Source organism: Nocardioides sp. zg-DK7169 (genome assembly GCF_013155365.1).
Classification (GTDB): Bacteria; Actinomycetota; Actinomycetes; order Propionibacteriales; family Nocardioidaceae; genus Nocardioides.
On record NZ_JABJRA010000002.1, the window covers coordinates 474,495 to 495,442 of the forward strand.

Here is a 20,948-nt window from a genome sequence, read left to right on the forward strand (position 1 = left end):
CCGTGCTCTGGTCAAGACTGCCCGTCCGGAGCGGAATGGCAAACCCCCCGCGCTTCGGGCGTCGGCCACAATCGCGACGTGAGCGCCACTATCGAGATGATCACCGGGGACCCGGCCGCCGACGAGGTACGGCGCCAGGGGCTGCGTCGGATGCGTACCGTCGCGGTGTCCCTGCTCCTGCTCGCCGCGCTCGTCTACGCCCTGACGCTGGGCGAGGACGGGTTCTGGGGGTTCGTGAACGCGGGCGCGGAGGCCTCGATGGTCGGCGCGATCGCCGACTGGTTCGCCGTGACGGCGCTGTTCCGCCACCCGCTGGGGATCCCGGTGCCGCACACGGCGCTGATCCCCAAGCGCAAGGACCAGCTGGGCCAGGGCCTGCAGGAGTTCGTGGGGGAGAACTTCCTGCACGAGGACATCATCCGCGAGCGGATCACCAGCGCCGAGGTCTCGCTGCGTGTGGGGCGGTGGCTCGGGGAGCCCAGCCACGCCCGCCGGGTGGTCGACGAGGTCGCCGACGTGGCCGCGATCGCGCTGACCAAGGTCCGCGACGAGCACGTCGAGTCCCTCGTGCGCGACGCGCTGGTCCCGCGCTTCCACGAGGAGCCCATCGCGCCGCTGCTCGGCGGCCTGCTCGCCGAGACGCTGAACGACGACCTGCACCGCGGCCTGGTCGACCTCGCGGTCTCCGAGCTGCACGACTGGCTGGTGGCCAACCCCGACACGGTGACCGAGGTCCTGGGGGAGCGGGCGCCCTGGTGGACGCCGCCGGTGCTCAACGACAAGGTGACCGCCCGCATCCACGTGGAGCTGGTGCGCTGGGTGGCCGACATTCGCGACGACCCGCGCCACCACGTCCGCGAGGCGCTGGACTCGGTGCTCGGCCAGCTCGCCCACGACCTGCTCGAGGACCCCGCCACCCAGGAGCGCACCGAGCGGCTCAAGGACCGGCTGCTGGACCACCCGCAGGTGATCGCCTCCTCGGTCTCGCTGTGGAACGCCCTGCGCCGGGCGCTGACCACCTCCCTGCAGGACCCCGAGGGAGCGGTGCGCAGCCGGCTGCTGGTCGAGCTCGCGGCGTTCGCCCAGCGCCTCCAGGACGACCGCGCGCTGCGCGAGCGCCTCGACGGCATGGCCGCGGACGCCGCCGTCTTCGGCGTGGAGCGGTACGGCGAGGAGATCACCGCGGTGATCACCCACACGATCGAGCGCTGGGACGGCAAGGAGGCGGCGCGGCGCATCGAGCTGCACGTCGGCCGTGACCTGCAGTTCATCCGGATCAATGGCACGATCGTCGGCGGCCTCGTGGGGGTGCTGATCCACACCGTCAGCGTGCTCGCCGCCTGACCCGGCCCGCCGCGGCGCGTGCGGGCCGGTGGGGTTGACTTGTCCCATGCCCACCCCCGAGCCCTTCGACGTCCCGGTCCGCGACACCATCCGGCTGGGCCAGTTCCTCAAGCTGGCCAACCTGGTCGAGAGCGGGGCGGAGGCGAAGATCCCGCTCTCCGAGGGCCGCGTGCTGGTCAACGGCGAGGTGGAGACGCGTCGGGGCCGCCAGCTCGTCCGGGGCGACGTGGTGGTCCTGGGGGAGCAGGCCGCGCGCGTGGCCGACGAGTCGGCGTACGACGACCTGCCCTGGTGAGGACGGCACGTGCCCCGGTGGCTGACGGCCCCGGGGTGCGGTCAGCGGATCAGCGCACCGCGACCAGGTCGCACACGAAGATCAGCGTCTCGCCGGGCTTGATCACGCCGCCCGCGCCGCGGTCGCCGTACCCCAGGTGCGGCGGGATGACGAGCTGGCGGCGGCCGCCGACCTTCATGCCCTGCACGCCGGTGTCCCACCCGGAGATGACCTGGCCGACGCCGAGGCGGAACGTCAGCGGCTCGCCACGGTCGTAGGAGGCGTCGAACTGCTCGCCGGTCGAGTGCGCGACCCCGACGTAGTGCACGGTGACGGTCTGCCCGGCCTTGGCCTCCTCGCCCTCACCGACGGTGAGGTCGGTGATGACCAGGTCGGACGGCGCGTCGAAGTCGGGGAAGTCGATCTCAGGCTTGTTCATGGTGCCCTCTCAGTTGCGTCAGGGATGACGTGCCACGATAGCCACCGCCCCGGTGAGGCTCCGGGGCGGGAGGAACAGAGGTAGACGTGCACAACGACGATGAGCGCCCGGACGCGCCCGACGTGGAGGCGGCCCCGGTGCACCATCGCCGTCTCTCGGTCTGGCAGGAGTCGCTGATCCTGCTGGCGGCGGCCCTGGTGCTGTCCTTCATCGTGAAGACCTTCTTCGTGCAGGCCTTCTACATCCCGTCCGGCTCGATGGAGCCGGGGATGGAGGTCGACGACCGGATCCTGGTGCAGAAGGTGTCCTACTGGGGCGACGGCACCCCCGAGCGCGGCGACGCGGTGGTCTTCGAGGACCCGGGCGGCTGGCTGGCCGGCAGCGCCAGCGAGCCGGGCGGCGCGATGGCCCAGGCGCTGAGCAAGATCGGGCTCTACCCGACCGGCGGGCACCTGGTGAAGCGCGTCATCGGGGTCGAGGGCGACGTCATCCGCTGCTGCGACGACCAGGGCCGGCTGCTGATCAACGGGGTCCCGCTGGACAGCAGCGAGTTCACCCGCAACGACGAGGACTGCGACGGGCCGATGCCCACCCAGGACTGCTCGTGGAGCGCCGGACCGGTCCCGCCCGGGCACGTGTTCGTGATGGGCGACCACCGCGACGCCTCGGCCGACTCCAGCGTCCACCTGTGCCGCGGCGCGAGCGTCGAGACCGACTGCGTGTCGGGCGAGGAGTTCGTGCCGGTCGAGCTGGTCGTCGGCAAGGCGTTCTCGCGGGTCTGGCCCGCGGACCGGATCGGCCTCCTGCACCGTCCCAACGCCTTCGACGAGCTCGCCCGGGCGCTCGGCGAGAGCTGAGACCCGGCGCGGCTGCCCGCGCCTCAGGACTGGTGCACGTAGCGGTCGAGCTCGTCGCGCTCGAACTGCAGCTGGCCGATCTTGTGCTTCACCACGTCGCCGATGCTGATGACGCCCACGACGGCGTCCTCGTGGACCACCGGCAGGTGCCGGACCCGGCGGTCGGTCATCGTCTTCATGACGGCGTCCAGGTCGGTGTCCGGGGCGCAGGTCTCGACGGTCGGGGTCATGATCGCCCCGACGGTGTTGTTGACCACCGTGCCGTCGGCGTGCAGGTGCCGGACCACGTCGCGCTCGCTGACGATGCCCTCCAGCGTCGTCGCGTCCCGGCTCACGACGACGGCGCCGATGTTGTGCTCGGCGAGCAGCGCGAGGAGCTCGCGCACGCCGGCGTCGGGGGAGATGGTGACCACCTCGGGGTGCTCCTTGGCCCGCAGGACGTCGTCGATGTTCATGGCGGACCTCCGTCGCTGGCGCCGTGCCGGTGACGGCGTGCGACGACGCTACTGCGGATCGCGGGCGCCGAACAGGCTCCCGGACCCGACGATCGCCCCGGTCAAGACCAGTCGGTCAGGGCAGGTCGGCGGGACGCCTACTCGGACAGCTCGTCCGCCGCACGCAGCCGATGGGCGCGCAGGTCGGAGACCGAGGCGTGGCCGTGCGAGCGGGAGTCGGGGTCGGACTCGTCGTGAGGCATCGAGGCGAGGAAGGCCAGCGCCGCGTCGTGCAGGTGGGCGTTGGTGGCCAGCGCGTTGCCGCCCCAGGGGCCGGCGTTGCCGTCCAGGGAGGTGAACCGGCCACCGGCCTCGCGCACGATCACGTCGAGGGCGGCCATGTCGTAGACCTCCAGCTCGGGCTCGGCCGCGATGTCGACCGCGCCCTCCGCGAGCAGCATGTAGGACCAGAAGTCGCCGTACGCCCGGGTGCGCCAGCAGCGGCGCATCAGCGAGAGGAAGTCGTCGAGGCGGCCGCGTTCCTCCCACCCGGACAGGCTGGAGTAGGACAGTGAGGCGTCCTCGAGACGGCGCACGTCGGAGACGTGGCACTGGGTGGCCTTGAGCAGGGAGCGCCCGGTCCAGGCGCCGCCGCCCTTGTGGGCCCACCAGCGGCGCTGCAGCTGCGGAGCGGAGACCACGCCCACGACGACCTCGTCGTCGACCACGAGCGAGATGAGCGTCGCCCAGACCGGGACGCCGCGCACGAAGTTCTTGGTGCCATCGATCGGGTCGACGATCCAGCGGCGCGCGCTGGTGCCGGTGGAGCCCTGCTCCTCGCCGGTGATCGCGTCGCGGGAGCGGACTCGGGACAGGGTGCGCCGGATGCCCTCCTCGACCGCCTGGTCGGCGTCGGTCACCGGGGTCAGGTCCGGCTTGCTCATGACGTGCAGGTCCAGCGCCTTGAAGCGCGCCGTCGTCAGCGAGTCTGCGTCGTCGGCGAGGACGTGCGCGAGGCGCAGGTCGTCGGTGAAGTCGGTGGCCACAGGCACAGGCTACTTTCAGCCTGCCGGTGCATCATCTGCGCATGCAGATCAACGGCGTCCCGCTGCACGCGCTGGTCATCCACGGCGCGGTCGTGCTCGGTCCGCTCGCCTCCCTCCTCTCGCTGCTGTACGTCGTCCCGCGCACCCGGGAGTGGGCCCGCTGGCCGATGGTGGCGGCGGCCGTGACGGCGGCGGGGTTCGTGGTGGCGGCGTTCCTCTCGGGCCGCGACCTGCTCGACGCCAACCCCGCGCTGCGCCAGCTGCCGGCGGTCTCCACCCACGAGGACCGGGCGGCGTACGCGCTGGCCACGACGCTGGTGCTGGCGGTCCTGGCCGTGCTCGCCGGACTGCTGCACGCGCGCTCGGGGGCCGTGCGCCTCGTCGTACGCGTGCTGCTGGTGCTCGCGGCGCTGGCCTGCCTGGTCGCGGTGGTCGCGACCGGTGACGCGGGCGCGCAGGCGGTGTGGGGCGGGCGCTGACGCCTCAGTAGCCGGGCTCGCTGCGCGCGGCGAGCAGCCGGCGGAACGACTCCACCCGCTCGGGGTCCACGGTGCCGGCGGCCAGCGCGTCATCGAGCCCGCACTCGGGCTCGTCGCTGCCGTGGGTGCAGCCGCGCGGGCAGTCCTCGGTCATCTCGTCGAGGTCGGGGAAGGCTTCGATGAGGTGCTCGGGCTCGACGTGGGCCAGGCCGAAGGAGCGGATGCCGGGGGTGTCGATGATCCAGCCGTCGCCGCCGGGCAGTGAGAGCATGTAGGCCGAGGTCGAGGTGTGCCGCCCGCGCCCGGTCACCGCGTTCACGTGGCCGACGTCGCGGTGGGCGTCGGGGACCAGTGCGTTGACCAGCGTGGACTTGCCGACGCCGCTGGAGCCCAGCATCACGCTGGTGCGGCCCGCGAGCCGCTCGCGCAGCTCGTCGAGGTCGCCGCCGCGCTGGGTCACCACCCACGGCACGCCCAGCGAGCTGTAGGTCGACAGCAGGGGCGCCGGGTCGGCCAGGTCGGCCTTGGTCAGGCACAGCAGCGGCTGCATGCCCGCGTCGAAGGCGGCCACCAGCGCGCGGTCGAGCAGGCGTGGCTGGGGCTCGGGGTCGGCCAGGGCGGTGACGATCACCATCTGCTCGGCGTTCGCCACGATGATCCGCTCGACGGGGTCGTCGTCGTCGGCGGTACGCCGCAGCGTGGTCAGCCGCTCCTCGACCTCGACGATGCGCGCCAGCGCCCCGTCGGCCCCGGAGACGTCGCCGACGACGCGGACCCGGTCGCCGACCACGACGCCCTTGCGGCCCAGCGGGCGGGCCTTCATGGCGGTCACGGTGCGGTCGCCGACCAGGAGCGTGAAGCGGCCGCGGTCGACGGTGACGACCACGCCGCGCACCGCGTCGTCGTAGGTGGGGCGGTCCTTCGTGCGGGGGCGGGTACGCCGCCGCGGCCGGTCGTAGTGCTCGACGTCGTGGGTGGAGTAGCGACCGGTGGCCATCAGCCCGCTCAGCCGAACAGGCCGGCCCAGAAGCCGGCGAAGTCGGGGAAGGTCTTGGCGGTGGTCGCGACGTCCTCGACGAGCACGCCGTCCACGGCGGCGCCGACGATGACGCCCGCGTGGGCCATCCGGTGGTCGGCGTAGGTGTGGAACACCCCGCCGTGCAGCGGCGCCGGGCGGAAGGAGAGCCCGTCGTCGTGCTCCTCCACATCGGCGCCCAGGTGGCCGAGCTCGGTGGCCAGCGCGGCCAGCCGGTCGGTCTCGTGGTGGCGGATGTGGGCGATCCCGCGCAGGTGCGAGGGGGTGGTGGCCAGCGCGCAGAGGGCGGCGACCGCGGGGGCGAGCTCGCCGACGTCGTGCAGGTCGAGGTCGACGCCGCGCAGCTCGGCCGGGCCGGTGACGCGCAGCCCGGTCTCGTCGTGGGTGACCTCGCAGCCCATGGCGCTCAGGATCTCACGCAGCGCGTCGCCCGCCTGGGTCGTGGAGCGGGGCCAGTCGCGCACGGTCATGGTGCCGCCGGAGACGGCCGCGAGAGCGAGGAACGGCGCGGCGTTGGACAGGTCGGGCTCGATCAGGTGGTCCACGGCGCGGACCGGGCCGGGGGAGACCCGCCAGGTGTTCGGCTGGGAGTCGTCGACCTCCACCCCGTGGCGGCGCAGCACCGCGACGGTCATGTCGATGTGCGGCAGGGACGGGACGGGCTTGCCGTCGTGGACGACCTCCACGCCGTGCTCGAAGCGCGCGCCGGCAAGCAGCAGCGCGGAGACGAACTGCGAGGACGACGACGCGTCGACGACGACGCGGCCGCCGCGCACGGAGCCGGCGCCGCGGACCGTGAACGGAAGAGCGTCGCCCTCGACGTCCACCCCCAGCGCGCGCAGGGCGGTGAGCACCTCGCCGACCGGCCGGTTGCGCATGTGGGTGTCGCCGTCGAAGGCGACGGTGCCCGTGGAGAGCGCCGCGACGGGCGGCACGAACCGCATCACGGTGCCGGCCAGCCCGCAGTCGACGTCGGCGTCGCGGGTCAGCGGAGCCGGGGTGACCTGCCAGTCCTGGCCGTCCTCGCCGGCCGTCTCGAGGCCCACCCCGAGCGCGCGCAGCGCGGCGACCATCAGCGCGGAGTCGCGCGAGTGCAGCGGACGGCGCACGGTCGAGGGGCCCTCGGAGAGCGCGGCCAGCACGAGCGCCCGGTTGGTCAGCGACTTGCTTCCCGGCAGTGAGACCACGGCGTCGATGGGTGCGTGCGCGCGGGGCGCGGGCCAGGGGTCGGGCAGGCTCGTCACCCGCGACAGACTAGGGCACCTGCGGCGGGCCGCACTCAGGACACCTTGGCCTTGACGAGCGCGGCCTCGCGGCGGGCGGTGACGGCCAGGTGGCGGGCCTCGCGGCGCGCGTCCTTGGCGGCGCGACCGGCACGCCAGGCCAGTCCGGGCTTGCCCTCGGTGTCGCCGGAGGCGATCAGCAGGCCGCCGAGGATCGAGGTGTTCTCGAAGAAGGCGATCATCTCCCGCTTGCGCTCCTTCGGGTCGGACTCCTTCCAGAACGCGTGCCCGGCGAGGGTGGTCGGGATCAGGGACCCGGCCAGCACCAGCGAGGACAGCCGCGGCGCCCGGCCGGTGGCCAGCATCAGGCCGGCGGCGATCTGGGTGCCGGCGTTGATCCGCACGAGCACGGCGGGGTCGGCGGGCACCGGGACTCCCGCGTTGCGGAGCGTGGGCGCGATCTTGTCGGTCACCGTGGCGGCCTTGGTGCCCAGCGCCTCGGCGTTGCGCAGTGCGTTGACCGAGCCGACGACGAACGGCGAGGAGAGCAGCGGGCGGGCGATCAGTCTGCTGAGGGTCATGCGCGCCCCGTACCCGCTGCTGGGACCAGTCACGCGCGTCAGTCGCGCCGTTAGGCTGGCCACCATGTGTGGCCGATACGCCTCGAGCCGGAGCCCCGAGGAGCTCGTCGAGGAGTTCGACGTTGCCGAGACGATGATCGAGGCGGCCCTCGAGCCCGACTACAACGTCGCCCCCACCAAGGAGGTGTACGCCGTCGTCGAGCGCCCGCCGTCGCGCGAGAGCGAGGAGCCGCCGCGCCGCCAGCTGCGGGTGCTGACCTGGGGACTGGTGCCGTCCTGGGCCAAGGACCCCTCGATCGGCAACCGGATGATCAACGCCCGGATGGAGACGGTCGCGGAGAAGCCGGCGTACCGCAAGGCGTTCGCGGCCCGCCGCTGCCTGCTGCCCGCCGACGGCTACTTCGAGTGGTACGCCACCTCCGAGACCGGCCGCAACGGCAAGCCCGTGAAGCAGCCGTTCTTCATCCGTCCCCGCGACGGTGGCTCCCTGGCGATGGCCGGGCTGTATGAGATCTGGCGCCACCCGGACAAGGCCGAGGACGACCCGGCCCGGTTCCGCTGGACCTGCACCGTGATCACCACCGACGCCGAGGACTCCCTCGGGCGCATCCACGACCGGATGCCGCTGATGGTCGAGCGCGAGCGCTGGCACGCCTGGCTCGACCCCCGCGCCGCGCAGGACTCGCTGCTGGACCTGCTCACCCCGGCCGAGCCCGGCCGCTTGGAGGCGTACGCCGTGTCGCGCGCGGTCAGCAACGTCCGCAACAACGGCCCGTCCCTGGTCGAGCCGCTGCCGCTCGAGGACGTCCCCGAGGAGCTCCTGACATGAGTGCCGAGCAGATGCTGGACACCGCCCACGGCCCCGCGCGGCTGGTGACCACACCGGCCGCCGGGACCCCGACCGCGGTCCTGCTGATGAGCCACGGCGCCGGCAACGGCATCGAGAGCCGGGACCTGGCGGCGCTTGCCGAGGCGCTGCCCGCGCAGGGGGTGAGCGTCGCGCTCCTCGAGCAGCCCTGGCGCGTTGCCGGCCGCAAGATCGCGACCGCGCCGCCGACCCTCGACGTGGCGCTGCTGGCCGCGGTCGAGGCGCTCCCGCCGCGCGGCGGCGTGCCGCTGGTGCTCGGCGGGCGCTCCGCAGGTGCGCGCTCCGCCGCCCGCTGCGCCTCGCTGGCCGACGCAGCCGGGTGCCTGGCGCTGTCGTTCCCGCTGCACCCGCCCGGTCGCCCGGAGCGCTCGCGCCTGGCCGAGCTCCAGGGCGCCGGCGTGCCGACGCTGGTGGTGCAGGGCGAGCGCGACGCCATGGGCCGCCCCGAGGAGTTCCCCGAGGGCCTCCGCGGCGTCGACCTCGCGGTCGTCCCCGGCGCGGACCACGGCCTCAAGGTCGGCGCGCGCGGCCCGCTCTCGCAGGAGGAGGCGCTCGACGTCGTCGTCGAGTCGGTGCTCGAGTGGGTGGTCCGCGACATCTGCGGGTCCCGAGACAGCCCGGGGGCCTGACCGTCCGGGGAGATATCCCCGGCAGGCCGAGCTCGTCGAAGTCACGGAGTTCATGGCGTGGCCCGCCGGCGGGAGCTCCCCCGACCTCGGGGGATCGACCTGGCGGCCGACCCCGGCGCTGACGACGCGTTGAGGTGGCGACCGCGGACCGCTGTCGGAGGTGATCCCGGCGGTCGAGCTCGCCCGAGGCCAAGGAAATGCCGGCAGGACAGGGGTATGGCCCCGCCGGCTGGGTGCTGACGGGGTCCGGGGCGGTGGATCTACTCGTCCGGCGGGTGGGCGGTGACGAGGCGGGTGGTGGCGTGGTCCTTCACGAGGTGAAGACCGTGGGGCGAGCGCCAGAGATAGGTGGCGGCTTCGGTCTTGTCGTAGGTCCACGCGGTGTGGGTCTTGGCCCGGTGATGTCGCCGGCACAACGGCGCGAGATTGCAACTGCACGTCGGGCCACCGTCGCCATGCGCGACGACGTGGTCGGTGTCGCAGCGGCGTGCGGGGCGTTCACACCATGGGAACGCGCACACCGGTTGGGCAAGCGTGGTCTGCTCGGTCAGCCGGTCGGGGATCGCGTAGGCGTTGGTGTGGTGGTGGGCCTCGAGGTCGATGACCGGCTTGATGGTCACGTGGGCGTCGGGGTTGGCGCACCAGTCGCGGACCTGGTCGGTGGAGACGATGGACCGGGTCTCCTCGATCTGCGCGAAGCCGGCTTCGTCACGGCTGATCGCGGCGTGGGAGAGGTGGACGTGGATGACGACCTGGCGCGGCTTGAGGACCGACGCGGTGCCGTCGCCGGCTTCGGCACGGAGGTCGAAGGCGAGCTGTCGTCGGGCGAGCTCGCCGGCGGCCATCGAGCGGCGCACGTCAAGGGACTCGGTGCTGCCGAGGGCGGCGAGCTCGTCGGCGCCGTGGCGGATCGCGGTGTCGAGATCCATCGCGTCGGCGAGGTCGAGAATCCCTTCGACGTGGATGGTGCCGTCGTGCGCGGCCTCGCGGGTGTGGACGTCGAACCGTCGGCCGTCCGCGGCCTCTCGGCGCTCTGTCTCCGCACCCTCGGGGTCGAACATCACTTTGGCTCGGTCGAGGAGACGCCCGATCGCCGCCCACCCGACCTTGTCCACGACCGCGGCGAGCTGGCGGTCCACGAACTCGGCGCCGGCCAGCGGCAGCGTGGTGGTGAGCTGCGCGATGCGGCGGGCCTTCCAAGCGGGGACCTCGCCGGCGCGGACGCGCTTCCAGATCCGCGGCAGCCGGTGGGCCAACTCGAGGGCGTCACCGACGAGGCCTCGGGCGCCGTCGGTGGACATGCCGAGAGCTGCGCCGAGCTCCATCGGGGCGAACTCCGCCACCAGCGGCGTCCCCTCACCGGCAAGAGGGACGGCCAGCTCTCCGAACACCAGCCCGGCGGCCGGCGCAGCGACCGTCTCCTCCGGGTGCATCGCCGCCCACACCAGGGCGGCCTCCAGGATCAGCACCTCGCCCCGCTGCACCGCAGCCCGCTGCTCCTGCGCGAACGCCAGCACGGCGGCTGGGGTGTCGCAGTCGGGGAGTTCGGGCGAGGCCATGCCTCATCTTACTCGAACATGCGTTCGAGGGGAAGGGGTCGGATGGATTCGAAGGTAAAGACCTGTCCCGGCGCGAGGCTCCCCGGAGGGCCCGCGCGGACGGTCCTCTCGGAGCGGACGGCGTTCGCTGTCGCTGGCGCTCAGTCAAGGCTGGTCGAATAGTCCTCCGCGCTCGTGATGTCCTCGACCACGACGAGGATGTCAATGATGGGCTCCGCAGCTAGCTGTGATGCCCCGGCACCGAGGTCGACCCGATGTGCTCGACCTGGGTGGTCGGTCCGAGCGCCTCGCGGATGCGTCGTTCGTGGCTGGCGAACGCCTCCGGCCAGCCGGCTTGATGGTCCTCCAGGACGAGGTCGCGCTTCTCCACGCCTCCGACGAGCTCGACCGGCGGAGTCTCGATGAGCTCGACCGGCGGGAGCGGCGGGAATGACAGCGCGGCGTGCGACGTTCTCGACTGCGTGACGGTACTGATGGAAGCGCCCGTGGGCGGCGTACTCTGGGACGTGATGACTGATATCACCGAGCCCGGCCTCGAGGAGTCCCTGCAGGCCGCCCCTGCTGACGCCCCCGTCGACCCGGCCACCGAGAGCGAGGCGGAGCGCGCCGCCCGGTTCGAGCGCGATGCGCTCCCGTTCCTCGACCCGCTGTACTCCGCGGCCATGCGCATGACGCGCAACCCGGCCGACGCCGAGGACCTGGTCCAGGAGACGTTCGCGAAGGCGTACTCCTCCTTCCATCAGTTCCGGCCCGGGACCAACCTGAAGGCCTGGCTGTACCGGATCCTGACCAACACCTTCATCAACACCTACCGCAAGAAGCAGCGCCAGCCGCAGCAGTCGATGTCCGAGGACGTCGAGGACTGGCAGCTCGCCCGCGCGGAGTCGCACAGCTCCACGGGGCTGAAGTCGGCGGAGATGGAGGCGCTGGAGCACCTCCCCGACTCCCAGGTGAAGGACGCACTGCAGCGGCTGCCCGAGGAGTTCCGCCTCGCGGTCTACCTCGCCGACGTCGAGGGCTTCGCCTACAAGGAGATCGCCGAGATCATGGAGACCCCCATCGGCACCGTGATGTCGCGGCTGCACCGCGGCCGGCGCCAGCTGCGCGACATGCTCTCCGACTACGTGCGCGCCAACGACCTGTTGACCGCCAGCTCGCGGGCGGGGGGCAAGTGATGTCCCAGCCCGAGCACCCCGACGAGGTCTCGGCCACCGACTGCGCCGACTACCTCGAACAGATCGTCTACTTCATCGACAACGAGCTGGCCGAGGCCGACTGCGACGCCGTGCGCGTGCACCTCGACACCTGCAACCCCTGCCTGGAGAAGTACGACCTCCAGCGCACGGTGAAGTCTGTCGTCGCCCGCTCCTGCTCCGAGGCGGCCCCCCAGGAGCTGCGCGACCGCGTGGTCTTCCGCCTCCGCGAGGTGCAGATCCGCATCACCGAGGGCTGACCCGCCCCACTCGTACGCCGAGTCGGCGCTTGTGGTGCGGCGAGTCGGCGCTTGTGGTGCGGTGAGTCGGCTCTTGTGGTCTGCCGAGCCGGCGCTCGAGGCGCGGGTGCTCGGTGCACGCAACCGCGCAGTTGCTGGGTTGTGCGCACCCCCGGGGCCGGAGCCGCCCCGCTAAATGCCCCCGAAACGCAGCGAACCCCCGGCCGTGAACGGCTCGGGGGTTCAGTGCTTGTGTCAGCGCTCAGGCGTTGGGGCGCTTGCCGTGGTTCGCGCCCTTCTTCTTGCGAGCGCGGCGCTTGCGGCCGGTCTTGCCCATGGTGTCCTCCTGCGGAATCGACGTCGACCCTGCAACGGATGTCCGGCGGGCCACGGAGAAGTCTCCCAAATGTCAGGGGCGAGGCGAAATCCGGGTCAGGAACCGGTCGCCGTCGACCACCACGCGGGTCACCTCACCGTGCGCGACGACGGCGCCGAGACGGTCTCCCGCGACGTGCCGGGCCGCGACGGTGAAGCGGTGCAGCCGCCCGTCGGCGTACGTCGTGGAGGCGCTCACCTCGAGCTCCTGGCCGACCGGGCTGGGGGAGAGGTGCTCGAGCGTCACGCGGGTGCCCACGGACGCGGAGCCGGGCGGCAGGGTGGGGTCCAGGGCCGCGCAGGTCGCGGCCTCGAGCCAGGCCAGCAGCCGCGGCGTCGCGAGCTCCGGGAGCGTGCCGGAGCCCACCGACACGGCCGTGTCGGCGGAGGCGACGGTGAAGCGCAGCGTCGCCTCGCTCACAGCGCCAACCGGTAGGCCCGCAGGAAGACGTCCGGGCTCGGGCGCCAGTCGCGCTCGGGGACGGCCACGAAGCCGAACCGCTCGTAGACCCGGTGGGCGGCGCGCATCTGCGCGAGGCTGGACAGCACGACCGCGCGACGTCCCTCCGCCCTGGAACGCTCGACGACGAGGTCGACCAGGCGGGCGCCCACGCCGCGCCCCTGCGCCGAGGGCGCCACGGCGAGCATCCGGAACTCGCCCTCGTCGGGCCGGGCGATCTCGCGCCACGGGGAGCCGTCCGGGCAGATCGTGACGCTGCCCAGCACCTCGCCCGAGGGGTCTGCGGCGACCCAGACCTCGGCCCGGGCCGCGCGGGCGGCGGTGTCGCGCAGCCGGGCGGCGTACGGGTCGTCCGGGCCGCTCAGGAAGCCGGCGTAGGCGGCCAGCACCAGCGCACCGACCGCCTCGTGGTCGGCCGCCGTCGCGAGGCGCACGCGCAGCCCCTGACCCGTCTCGCGGGCGTCGGTCGGGCGCGCGGCGGTCATCGGCTCAGCCTCGGGCGGGGCCGCGTCGGGTGCCGGCGTAGTCCTCGCCCGGAGCCCGCAGGTGGTCGGGGTTGGTGCTGCGCAGCGCCTCCACGACGACCAGCAGCAGGTCGGAGCGCACGGCGGGCGGCCGGGTGCCGAGCGCGAGCTGGAGGTAGAGCGCGCGCAGGAACGCCTCGGCGTTGCCGCGCACGAGGTAGGGGTCGCGCCCGTCGTACGTCGCGCGTACGCCGGCCTGCGCGGCGATCCGCGCGACCCAGGGCTCCAGCACCGACAGCGGGACCAGGTCGCGGTGCAGGACGAGCATCGTGGCGGCCGCCAGCCGGTCGGGCTCGCCGTGGCTGAACAGCTCCTCGGCCGGTAGCAGCACCCGGTCGGCGAGCACGTCGAGGACGACGGTCAGCTCCGGGGTCCCGAGGTGGGTGGAGCCGGCGAGGGCGCCGAGCGCGTCGGCCCCGTGGGAGACCGCCTCGGCGCGACCCTTGCCCGGCACGAAGCCGCGCAGGTCCTTCTCGCGCAGGAACCAGGTCGCGAGCCGGTCGCCCCAGTCCAGGACCCGGTCGGGGGAGACCAAGGCACGCTCGGTGCCGCGCTGCAGGCAGGCGCCGAGGAGCCGCGCGGACAGGCTGCGCCGGAAGACGCTGTCGGTGCCGGACTCGCCGAGCCCGGCGGACAACCCGATCGCCATGCCGTCGCCGAGGCCGCCGAGCAGGTCGTCGTAGACACCGCGGTCCAGCCAGGTGAGCAGCGCCGGCACCGCGAGGCCCTCGCGCACGGCCGGGTCCGGGTCGCCGAGCATCGCGGTCAGCTCGACCGTGAGCTCGTGGAGGGAGCGGTCGGAGGGGACCGCGAGGCCTTGTGCGTGCAGCTCTCGCCAGTACGTCCCGGACATGGCGCCCATCCTGCCAAACCCCACCGACGGTGCACGATCCCGGTGGTCGGGACGGGTGAGCGCGGGCCTACGCTGAGCCGGTGCCGTCCCTGACCGAGCTCGTGCGCGACCACACCGACCTCGACGACGCGGATGTGGCCTGGCTGCAGCTGCTCCAGGCGGACTGGCAGATCATCGCGGACCTCTCCTTCGCCGACCTGGTGCTGTGGGTGCCCGACCGGTCCGGCAACGGGTTCTGGGCCGCCGGCCAGATGCGCCCCACCACGGGCCCCACGGCGTACGTCGACGACGTGATCGGCACCTTCGTGCCGGCCGGGCGTCGCCCGCTGCTCGACATCGCCGCCCGCGAGGGCCGACTGGTGCGCGAGGGCGACCCGGAGTGGCGCGACGACGTCCCCGTGCGGGTGGAGTCGATCCCGGTGCGCCGGGAGGGCCGCGTGATCGCGGTTGTGGCGCGCAACACCAACCTGCTCGGCGTGCGGACCCCCAGCCAGCTCGAGCTGTCCTACCTGCAGACCGCCGCCGACCTGACCCAGATGATCGCCCGCGGCCACTTCCCCTCCCCGGGGCAGCGCAGCGACCACGCGGACTCCCCGCGCGTCGGCGACGGGTTCCTGCGCGTGGACGCCGCCGGGCGCGTCGAGTACGCCAGCCCCAACGCGCTGTCGGTCTATCGCCGCCTGGGCCTCTCTGGCGACCTGGCCGGCCTGACCCTCGCCGACGTCACCCGCGAGCTGGTGCCGCCGCGCCGGCGCCCCGACGAGGAGACCCTCAGCGCCGTCCTCGGCGGCCGGGCGCAGCGCGACCTCGAGATCACCAGCGAGCGCGGCGACGGGTTGTCGCTGATCGTGCGTGCGGTGCCGCTGCGTCCCGCAGGGGAGCGGATCGGGGCGCTCATCCTGGTCCGCGACGTCACCGACCTGCGCCGGCGCGACCGCGAGCTGGTGACCAAGGACGCCACCATCCGCGAGATCCACCACCGGGTGAAGAACAACCTGCAGACCGTGGCCGCGCTGCTGCGGCTCCAGGCGCGCCGGATGGACTCCGAGGCGGGCCGGTCGGCGCTGGAGGAGGCGGTACGCCGCGTCGGCACGATCGCGATCGTGCACGAGACCCTCAGCCAGGCCGTCGAGGAGACGGTCGACTTCGACGACGTGGCCGACCGGCTCGGCGCGATGATGACCGACGTCAGCTCGGTCGGCGGCCGGGTGCGGGTGCGCCGCGACGGCGCCTTCGGCGTGCTGTCCTCGGAGTCGGCCACCGCCCTGGCGATGGTGCTCACCGAGATCATGCAGAACGCCGTCGAGCACGGCTACGACGCCGGCAACGCGGAGCTTGCCGGCACCATCGGCGTCCGGGTGCGTCGCCTCGTGGGACGCCTGCACCTCACCGTCGACGACGACGGGGTCGGTCTCCCGGAGGGCTTCGACCTGGACGGGTCGACGAACCTGGGGCTCTCGATCGTGCGCACCCTGGTCGAGTCCGAGCTCGGCGGTCAGCTCGAGATCGGGCCGGTGCCGGAGGGGAGCGGTACCCGGGTCGTGGTCGACATCCCGCTGGAGTGAGCGGTAGGAGCGGGGGCGGGCAGCCGGGCCGAGGGAGAAGCGGGCCGAGGAATCAGCCCGGCCACGAGCGCCGACTCGGCGAAGGCACCCGCGGGCTTCAGAAGCCGGCCGGGAAAGAAGAAGGTCCGGTCACCCGGCACGAGTCGTGCCGGGGCCGGACATGTCCGAGCGGTCCGTGCTCAGGCGGTCCGGACGCGGGCGCGGGCGTTGCGGCGCTTCAGAGCACGCCGCTCGTCCTCGCTGAGGCCGCCCCAGACGCCGTGGTCCTGACCGGCCTCGAGAGCCCATGCGAGACACTGCTCGCGAACCTCGCAGCGTCGGCAGACCTGCTTGGCCTCCTCGATCTGGAGGATGGCAGGACCGGTGTTGCCGATCGGGAAGAACAGCTCCGGGTCCTCGTCGAGGCATGCGGAACGGTGGCGCCAATCCATGGCTGGAGAATCCCTCATCTCTACTGCGAACGTGCAGACCAGGGGCAACTCAGGCCTGCGTTGAAAGCGCTGGGTGCCGAGGGCACCGCGTTGTGAACGCATTCACGAGCGCACGACCAGACTCGCAACTATCGGCGGTCGAGACAAGACCCTCGGATGGTCTCTTTCGTCACAGGGCGCTGCGTGAGACGACCCTCGACGACGGTACCCCCGACCGGCTCGGGTGCCGGATCTCCTACGCTGGGAGCGTGACCGACCGCCGTGCCGACCTGCCCGTACCGCTCGTGGTCGCCGCCGCCGGTGCGGCGCTCGAAGCCCTCGCGCTGCTGGCCCTCGCGGTGCTGGAGCTGGTCAACATCTCCGCGCTGCGCATCACCATGGGCGCCTCGACGGCCGTCTTCTTCCTGATGTACGGCGTGGGGCTGATGGCCTGCGCGGCGTTCCTGCTCCGGCGGGCCCCGTGGGCGCGCGCGCCGATCATCTTGACCCAGCTGATCCAGCTCGGCACCGCCTGGAGCTTCACCGGCGGCTCGACCACCCTCGTCGCGGTGGTGCTCGCCGTCCTCGCGGTGGTCGTCCTGGTCGGTGTCCTGCACCCCGCGAGCACCGCGGCGCTGATCGACGACCCGACCGGCGAGGGACGCGACTGAGCCGGCGCGCGCTCGCGCGACGTACCTGATCGGCCCGCCGCGGGGGATCAGTCCTGCTGCTCCAGCGAGGTGCGCAGCTGCACCAGGGTGCGGGTGAGCAGCCGGGAGACGTGCATCTGGGAGACGCCGATCTCGGCGGCGATCTGCGACTGGGTCATGTTCTTGAAGAATCGCAGCAGCAGGATCTTCTTCTCCCGCGGCTCGAGGCGGTCCAGCAGCGGCTTGATCGACTCGCGGACCTCGACGTGGGCCAGACCGGCGTCCTCGATGCCGATCGCGTCGAGCATGCTGGCGGCACCGTTCTCGGAGTCGTCGGCGGCGTCGAGGGAGAGGGTGCTGTAGGCGTTGCTGGAGTCGATGCCCTCGACGATCTCCTCGACCGTGCAGCCGATCGCCTCGGCGAGCTCGCGGGCGGTGGGGGAGCGCCCCAGCGTCTGGGTGAGCTCGGCGGTCGCGGTGCCGATCTGCATGCGCAGCTCCTGCAGTCGGCGGGGCACGCGGATCGCCCAGCCCTTGTCGCGGAAGTAGCGCTTGATCTCGCCGATGATCGTCGGCGTCGCGTAGGTGGAGAACTCCACGCCGCGGTCGAGGTCGAAGCGGTCGACGGACTTGATCAGCCCGATCGTGCCGACCTGGACGAGGTCCTCGAAGGGCTCGCCGCGGTTGCGGAAGCGGCGCGCGCAGTGCTCCACGAGCGGCAGGTGGAGGTGGACCAGCGCGTTGCGGGCCTGCTCGCGGGCGGCCTCGGACGTGGCGTCGTCGCGCAGGACGACGAAGAGCTCCGCGCTGCGGCGGCGGGTCACCTCCGCCGCAGTCGGGGGCAGCTGAGGGTCGGGAGCTCCAAGGTCCTCGCTCATCAGACGTCCAGGCCGGCGCCTCGTGCTGCACCGGGCGAGCCGAGCGCCGAGGAGGTCATCGACATGGTGATCGCGAGGTGGCCGTCGACGTACTCGACCTCGGTCAGGTCGGTCAGCGTGGTGAGCACCTGCCAGGCGAAGCTCTCACGGTCCGGGGTCGAGGGGTGCCGCGAGTCCACGCCGACGGTGACGGTGATCCGGCCCGGGCGCAGCCGGAAGCTGCACAGCATCTCGGCGGCCTCGTCGGCCTCGGGGAGCAGCAGCGCGCTGGCCTCGCCGACCGCGACCCGGAGGTCCTCGATGTCGTCGATGGTCAGGTCGAGGCGGGCGGCGATCGCGGCCGTGGTGGTGCGCAGGACGGAGACGTAGGCGCCGTCGGCCGGCAACCGGATCTCCACGTCGGCGCGCTTGCCCCGGGAGCCGGCGGTGGACGGTGCCATGGGTGTGTTCCTTCGGCGAGCTTCGGTCGGGGGAGGTGCCCCGACCCTAGACGACCCCCTCGCGCGGTGCCGCCCGGGACCCACCGATCGGCACGGCGGCGTCGAAAAGCGCCTGTCGGCGCGCGGAAATGCGTCCGGGGCCGATCCGCGGGTCTCCCCGCCGATCGGCCCCGGTGTACGCCGTGGGTGATCAGGCCTTCTTGGTCTCCCAGAAGATCTCGGCGATCTGGTCGATCTTCGCGAGCAGCTGGTCGGCGGCGTCGGCGTCGAGCGTGCCCTTGGTGCCGCCGGCACCCGCGAGCTTGGTGGCCTCGTTGAAGAGGGTGTGCAGCTGCGGGTACTTCTCGAAGTGCGGGGGCTTGAAGTAGTCGGTCCACAGCACCCAGAGGTGGTGCTTGACCAGGTCGGAGCGCTGCTCCTTGATGAGCACGGCGCGGGTGCGGAAGTCGGGGTCGTCGTTGTCCGCGACCTTGGCGATGATCGCCTTGATCGACTCGGCCTCGATGCGGGCCTGAGCCGGGTCGTAGATGCCGCACGGCAGGTCGCAGTGGGCGGAAACCTCGAGGGTGGGTGCGAACAGTCGCGCGAACATGCGGGTCCTCTCGTCTTCGTCTATGGGGTTCTCGACCGTACGACGGTCACGGAGCCGAGGCTCGACTGGGACACTACTCGGGTGACAGTGCGAGCACGAGGCATCCGCCGTCTGGCGGAACGAGTACCCCGCGTGGGGATCGCACATGTCCGTGGCGCCTCGATGCTGCCGACGCTCGCGCCCGGCGACGTCCTGCTCGTCGACCACCGCGGGCGTCCGCGTCCCGGCCGGGTGGTGGTGGCGCGGTTCGCCGACGGGACGCTGGCGGTCAAGCGCGCCACCGAGCGCCGGCAGACCCGCACCGCTGGTCCCGGGTGGTGGCTGCTCAGCGACAACCCCGCCGAGGGGGTCGACTCCCGCCACCGCGGCCCGGTGCCCGACCAGGACGTCGTCGCGGTGGTCCTCGGGCGGCTCTGGCCACGGCCGACCTCGCTGCGCTGAGGTCGCGTCGAGGACCGGGCTGAGGCCGCGCTGAGCCCGGGGCGGGGCCGGGTGCGCGCCGCCCGCGGCGTACTCGCGAGTCACCTACGGGTGTGAGAGATCGCACGTCCCACTGCGTCGCTCTGCTCACTGAGTGAGAGGAGCGCGTTGTGCCAGACTGGCCGTACCCCGATCCCCTCCGACCGGATCCGTGGTCCGGCGCACACCCGCAGCGCCGACCGCGTTCCTCCGTCCTCCGACGCGGCGCCCCCCCTCGGCGCCTGGAAAGTTGTCCTTCCCAGATGAGCGCAGCACCTGTTCACCCGAGCCACCCCCACGAAGGCGACCCGGTCTTCGACCTGCACGTCGGCGGCAAGATGGAGGTCGCCTGCACCGTGCCACTGGCCGGTCGCGACGACCTGTCCCTCGCCTACACGCCGGGTGTCGCACGCGTCTGCGAGGCGATCGCCGAGAACCCCGAGCTGACGCAGATCTACACCTGGGTCCCCAATACCGTCGCCGTCGTCACCGACGGCACCGCCGTGCTCGGCCTGGGCGACATCGGCCCGGCCGCCGCGATGCCGGTGATGGAGGGCAAGGCCGTCCTGTTCAAGCAGTTCGGCGGCGTCGACGGCGTCCCGATCTGCCTGGACACCACCGACACCGACGAGATCGTCGAGACCGTGGTCCGCCTCGCACCGAGCTTCGGCGGCATCAACCTCGAGGACATCTCCGCGCCGCGCTGCTTCGAGATCGAGGACCGGCTCAAGGAGCGCCTCGACATCCCGGTCTTCCACGACGACCAGCACGGCACCGCCGTGGTGGCCCTCGCGGCCCTGGAGAACGCGCTGCGCCTGACCGGTCGCACCCACGCGAACACCCGCGTCGTGGTCGGCGGGGCCGGCGCCGCCGGCGTCGCGGTCACGAAGATCCTGCGCGAGGCGGGGATCGACGACATCGCCGTGGTCGACCGCCAGGGCGTCCTGCACTCCTCGCGCACCGACCTGACCCCGGTCAAGCGGGCGCTGGCCGAGCTCACCGCCGACCGCACCGGGCGCACCGGCAAGCTCGCCGACGTGCTCGACGGCGCCGACGTCTACATCGGCGTCTCCGGCGGCACCGTGCCCGAGGAGCACGTCGCCACGATGGCCCCCGACGCGATCATCTTCGGTCTGGCCAACCCCACGCCCGAGGTGCACCCCGACATCGCGCACAAGTACGCCCGCGTGGTCGCCACCGGCCGCTCGGACTACCCGAACCAGATCAACAACGTGCTCGCGTTCCCCGGCATCTTCCGGGGCGCCTTCGACGTGCACGCCAGCGCGATCACCGAGGGCATGAAGCTCGCCGCCGCCCAGGCGATCGCCGGGCTCGTGGGCGACGACCTGAGCGAGGACCTGATCATCCCCTCGCCGTTCGACCCCCGCGTCGGCCCGGCCGTGGCCGCCGCCGTCTCCGCGGCCGCTCGTCGCGACGGGGTCGCGCGCCGCTGATCGCCCCCGCGCGGCGACGCGCACCCCGGGCCGACGGCCCGCGCTGAACCCCCGCACATGGTGCCGACCCGGTCGCTAGGGTCGGCA

The 20,948-nt window shown here is 72.8% G+C and carries 27 protein-coding genes; 12 read left to right on the plus strand and 15 right to left on the minus strand.

Translation table 11 applies throughout. From position 1 onward, the window contains the following. Positions 1–78: 78 nt before the first annotated feature. Both HOQ23_RS04905 and HOQ23_RS04910 read left to right on the plus strand, forming a co-directional pair. Positions 79–1,344 carry a DUF445 domain-containing protein gene (locus tag HOQ23_RS04905; protein WP_367650369.1) on the plus strand — a complete coding sequence of 422 codons (1,266 nt, stop codon included), beginning with the start codon at positions 79–81 and terminating at the stop codon, positions 1,342–1,344. A gap of 46 nt (positions 1,345–1,390) precedes the next feature. Further along, positions 1,391–1,639: an RNA-binding S4 domain-containing protein gene (locus tag HOQ23_RS04910; protein ID WP_172212345.1), complete on the plus strand. Its 249-nt coding sequence runs from the start codon at positions 1,391–1,393 to the stop codon at positions 1,637–1,639. A 49-nt stretch (positions 1,640–1,688) separates the two neighbouring features. Here HOQ23_RS04910 and HOQ23_RS04915 read toward each other — a convergent pair whose 3' ends face one another. After that, complete coding sequence (locus tag HOQ23_RS04915; RefSeq protein ID WP_172212347.1) at positions 1,689–2,057, minus strand: FKBP-type peptidyl-prolyl cis-trans isomerase; 369 nt, start codon at positions 2,055–2,057, stop codon at positions 1,689–1,691. Positions 2,058–2,143: 86 nt separating this feature from the next. Here HOQ23_RS04915 and lepB point away from each other — a divergent pair, with 86 nt between their 5' ends. Next, positions 2,144–2,914, plus strand: coding sequence for a signal peptidase I (gene lepB / locus HOQ23_RS04920; protein WP_367650370.1), 771 nt, complete (start codon positions 2,144–2,146; stop codon positions 2,912–2,914). A 23-nt stretch (positions 2,915–2,937) separates the two neighbouring features. Here lepB and HOQ23_RS04925 read toward each other — a convergent pair whose 3' ends face one another. Beyond that, the gene (locus HOQ23_RS04925; protein ID WP_172212349.1) at positions 2,938–3,369 is read right to left on the minus strand and encodes a CBS domain-containing protein; all 432 of its coding nucleotides are present in this window, start codon (positions 3,367–3,369) and stop codon (positions 2,938–2,940) included. Positions 3,370–3,506: 137 nt separating this feature from the next. Continuing rightward, entirely contained in the window at positions 3,507–4,400 is an 894-nt protein-coding gene (locus HOQ23_RS04930) for an inositol monophosphatase family protein (protein WP_367650371.1), read from the minus strand. Between the two features lie 35 nt (positions 4,401–4,435). Between HOQ23_RS04930 and HOQ23_RS04935 the strand changes: the two genes are divergently transcribed. After that, positions 4,436–4,873, plus strand: a complete 438-nt coding sequence (locus HOQ23_RS04935) for a DUF2231 domain-containing protein (RefSeq protein WP_172212353.1) — start codon at positions 4,436–4,438, stop codon at positions 4,871–4,873. 4 nt (positions 4,874–4,877) lie between these two features. Here HOQ23_RS04935 and rsgA read toward each other — a convergent pair whose 3' ends face one another. Genes rsgA through HOQ23_RS04950 form a run of 3 tightly spaced genes read right to left on the minus strand, consistent with a single transcriptional unit; the run spans position 4,878 to position 7,713 of the window. Continuing rightward, positions 4,878–5,870 (minus strand): ribosome small subunit-dependent GTPase A, encoded by a 993-nt coding sequence (rsgA, locus tag HOQ23_RS04940; RefSeq protein ID WP_172212355.1) that lies wholly within the window; start codon positions 5,868–5,870, stop codon positions 4,878–4,880. An 8-nt stretch (positions 5,871–5,878) separates the two neighbouring features. Continuing rightward, positions 5,879–7,153: a 3-phosphoshikimate 1-carboxyvinyltransferase gene (gene aroA / locus HOQ23_RS04945; RefSeq protein WP_367650372.1), complete on the minus strand. Its 1,275-nt coding sequence runs from the start codon at positions 7,151–7,153 to the stop codon at positions 5,879–5,881. Between the two features lie 35 nt (positions 7,154–7,188). Next, positions 7,189–7,713, minus strand: coding sequence for a DoxX family protein (locus HOQ23_RS04950; RefSeq protein WP_172212357.1), 525 nt, complete (start codon positions 7,711–7,713; stop codon positions 7,189–7,191). Positions 7,714–7,777: 64 nt separating this feature from the next. Between HOQ23_RS04950 and HOQ23_RS04955 the strand changes: the two genes are divergently transcribed. Both HOQ23_RS04955 and HOQ23_RS04960 read left to right on the plus strand, forming a co-directional pair. Then, entirely contained in the window at positions 7,778–8,542 is a 765-nt protein-coding gene (locus tag HOQ23_RS04955) for an SOS response-associated peptidase (RefSeq protein WP_172212359.1), read from the plus strand. Beyond that, entirely contained in the window at positions 8,539–9,210 is a 672-nt protein-coding gene (locus tag HOQ23_RS04960; RefSeq protein WP_172212361.1) for an alpha/beta family hydrolase, read from the plus strand. Before HOQ23_RS04955 ends, HOQ23_RS04960 begins: the two co-directional genes overlap by 4 nt. A gap of 260 nt (positions 9,211–9,470) precedes the next feature. On the opposite strand, the gene HOQ23_RS04965 is transcribed toward HOQ23_RS04960, so the two are convergent. Together HOQ23_RS04965 and HOQ23_RS20785 are read right to left on the minus strand one after the other, a co-directional pair. Next, a complete protein-coding gene (locus tag HOQ23_RS04965; RefSeq protein WP_172212363.1) occupies positions 9,471–10,769 on the minus strand; it encodes an HNH endonuclease signature motif containing protein in 1,299 nt (432 codons plus the stop codon). A 220-nt stretch (positions 10,770–10,989) separates the two neighbouring features. Beyond that, on the minus strand, positions 10,990–11,139 hold the full coding sequence (locus HOQ23_RS20785) for a GrpB family protein (protein ID WP_367650373.1): 150 nt from the start codon (positions 11,137–11,139) through the stop codon (positions 10,990–10,992). A gap of 139 nt (positions 11,140–11,278) precedes the next feature. Here HOQ23_RS20785 and HOQ23_RS04975 point away from each other — a divergent pair, with 139 nt between their 5' ends. Next, positions 11,279–11,944 (plus strand): sigma-70 family RNA polymerase sigma factor, encoded by a 666-nt coding sequence (locus HOQ23_RS04975; protein ID WP_253945142.1) that lies wholly within the window; start codon positions 11,279–11,281, stop codon positions 11,942–11,944. Continuing rightward, positions 11,944–12,222 (plus strand): mycothiol system anti-sigma-R factor, encoded by a 279-nt coding sequence (rsrA, locus tag HOQ23_RS04980; RefSeq protein ID WP_172212365.1) that lies wholly within the window; start codon positions 11,944–11,946, stop codon positions 12,220–12,222. Before HOQ23_RS04975 ends, rsrA begins: the two co-directional genes overlap by 1 nt. A 388-nt stretch (positions 12,223–12,610) precedes the next feature. Here rsrA and HOQ23_RS04985 read toward each other — a convergent pair whose 3' ends face one another. Genes HOQ23_RS04985 through HOQ23_RS04995 form a run of 3 tightly spaced genes read right to left on the minus strand, consistent with a single transcriptional unit; the run spans position 12,611 to position 14,413 of the window. After that, positions 12,611–12,997 carry a hotdog domain-containing protein gene (locus HOQ23_RS04985; RefSeq protein ID WP_172212367.1) on the minus strand — a complete coding sequence of 129 codons (387 nt, stop codon included), beginning with the start codon at positions 12,995–12,997 and terminating at the stop codon, positions 12,611–12,613. After that, the gene (locus tag HOQ23_RS04990) at positions 12,994–13,521 is read right to left on the minus strand and encodes a GNAT family N-acetyltransferase (RefSeq protein WP_172212369.1); all 528 of its coding nucleotides are present in this window, start codon (positions 13,519–13,521) and stop codon (positions 12,994–12,996) included. The genes HOQ23_RS04985 and HOQ23_RS04990 overlap by 4 nt, the downstream gene beginning before the upstream one ends. A 4-nt stretch (positions 13,522–13,525) precedes the next feature. Then, positions 13,526–14,413, minus strand: coding sequence for a DUF2785 domain-containing protein (locus HOQ23_RS04995; RefSeq protein WP_172212371.1), 888 nt, complete (start codon positions 14,411–14,413; stop codon positions 13,526–13,528). Positions 14,414–14,493: 80 nt separating this feature from the next. Here HOQ23_RS04995 and HOQ23_RS05000 point away from each other — a divergent pair, with 80 nt between their 5' ends. After that, positions 14,494–15,978: a PAS domain-containing sensor histidine kinase gene (locus tag HOQ23_RS05000; protein WP_172212373.1), complete on the plus strand. Its 1,485-nt coding sequence runs from the start codon at positions 14,494–14,496 to the stop codon at positions 15,976–15,978. A gap of 179 nt (positions 15,979–16,157) precedes the next feature. Here HOQ23_RS05000 and HOQ23_RS05005 read toward each other — a convergent pair whose 3' ends face one another. Then, complete coding sequence (locus HOQ23_RS05005; protein WP_011755173.1) at positions 16,158–16,409, minus strand: WhiB family transcriptional regulator; 252 nt, start codon at positions 16,407–16,409, stop codon at positions 16,158–16,160. Between the two features lie 248 nt (positions 16,410–16,657). Here HOQ23_RS05005 and HOQ23_RS05010 point away from each other — a divergent pair, with 248 nt between their 5' ends. Next, positions 16,658–17,059 carry a hypothetical protein gene (locus tag HOQ23_RS05010; RefSeq protein WP_172212375.1) on the plus strand — a complete coding sequence of 134 codons (402 nt, stop codon included), beginning with the start codon at positions 16,658–16,660 and terminating at the stop codon, positions 17,057–17,059. Positions 17,060–17,106: 47 nt separating this feature from the next. On the opposite strand, the gene HOQ23_RS05015 is transcribed toward HOQ23_RS05010, so the two are convergent. The 3 genes from HOQ23_RS05015 to sodN all read right to left on the minus strand — a co-directional run bounded on the left by HOQ23_RS05015 (position 17,107) and on the right by sodN (position 18,948). Continuing rightward, positions 17,107–17,916, minus strand: a complete 810-nt coding sequence (locus HOQ23_RS05015) for an RNA polymerase sigma factor SigF (RefSeq protein ID WP_172212377.1) — start codon at positions 17,914–17,916, stop codon at positions 17,107–17,109. Beyond that, positions 17,916–18,356 (minus strand): anti-sigma factor, encoded by a 441-nt coding sequence (locus HOQ23_RS20500; protein WP_216653609.1) that lies wholly within the window; start codon positions 18,354–18,356, stop codon positions 17,916–17,918. The genes HOQ23_RS05015 and HOQ23_RS20500 overlap by 1 nt, the downstream gene beginning before the upstream one ends. A 190-nt stretch (positions 18,357–18,546) precedes the next feature. Further along, positions 18,547–18,948, minus strand: a complete 402-nt coding sequence (sodN, locus tag HOQ23_RS05025) for a superoxide dismutase, Ni (RefSeq protein ID WP_172212379.1) — start codon at positions 18,946–18,948, stop codon at positions 18,547–18,549. Between the two features lie 132 nt (positions 18,949–19,080). Between sodN and HOQ23_RS05030 the strand changes: the two genes are divergently transcribed. Beyond that, positions 19,081–19,389 carry a S24/S26 family peptidase gene (locus tag HOQ23_RS05030; RefSeq protein ID WP_367650374.1) on the plus strand — a complete coding sequence of 103 codons (309 nt, stop codon included), beginning with the start codon at positions 19,081–19,083 and terminating at the stop codon, positions 19,387–19,389. Positions 19,390–19,670: 281 nt separating this feature from the next. Next, on the plus strand, positions 19,671–20,861 hold the full coding sequence (locus HOQ23_RS05035; protein ID WP_172212381.1) for an NADP-dependent malic enzyme: 1,191 nt from the start codon (positions 19,671–19,673) through the stop codon (positions 20,859–20,861). Positions 20,862–20,948 lie beyond the last annotated feature (87 nt).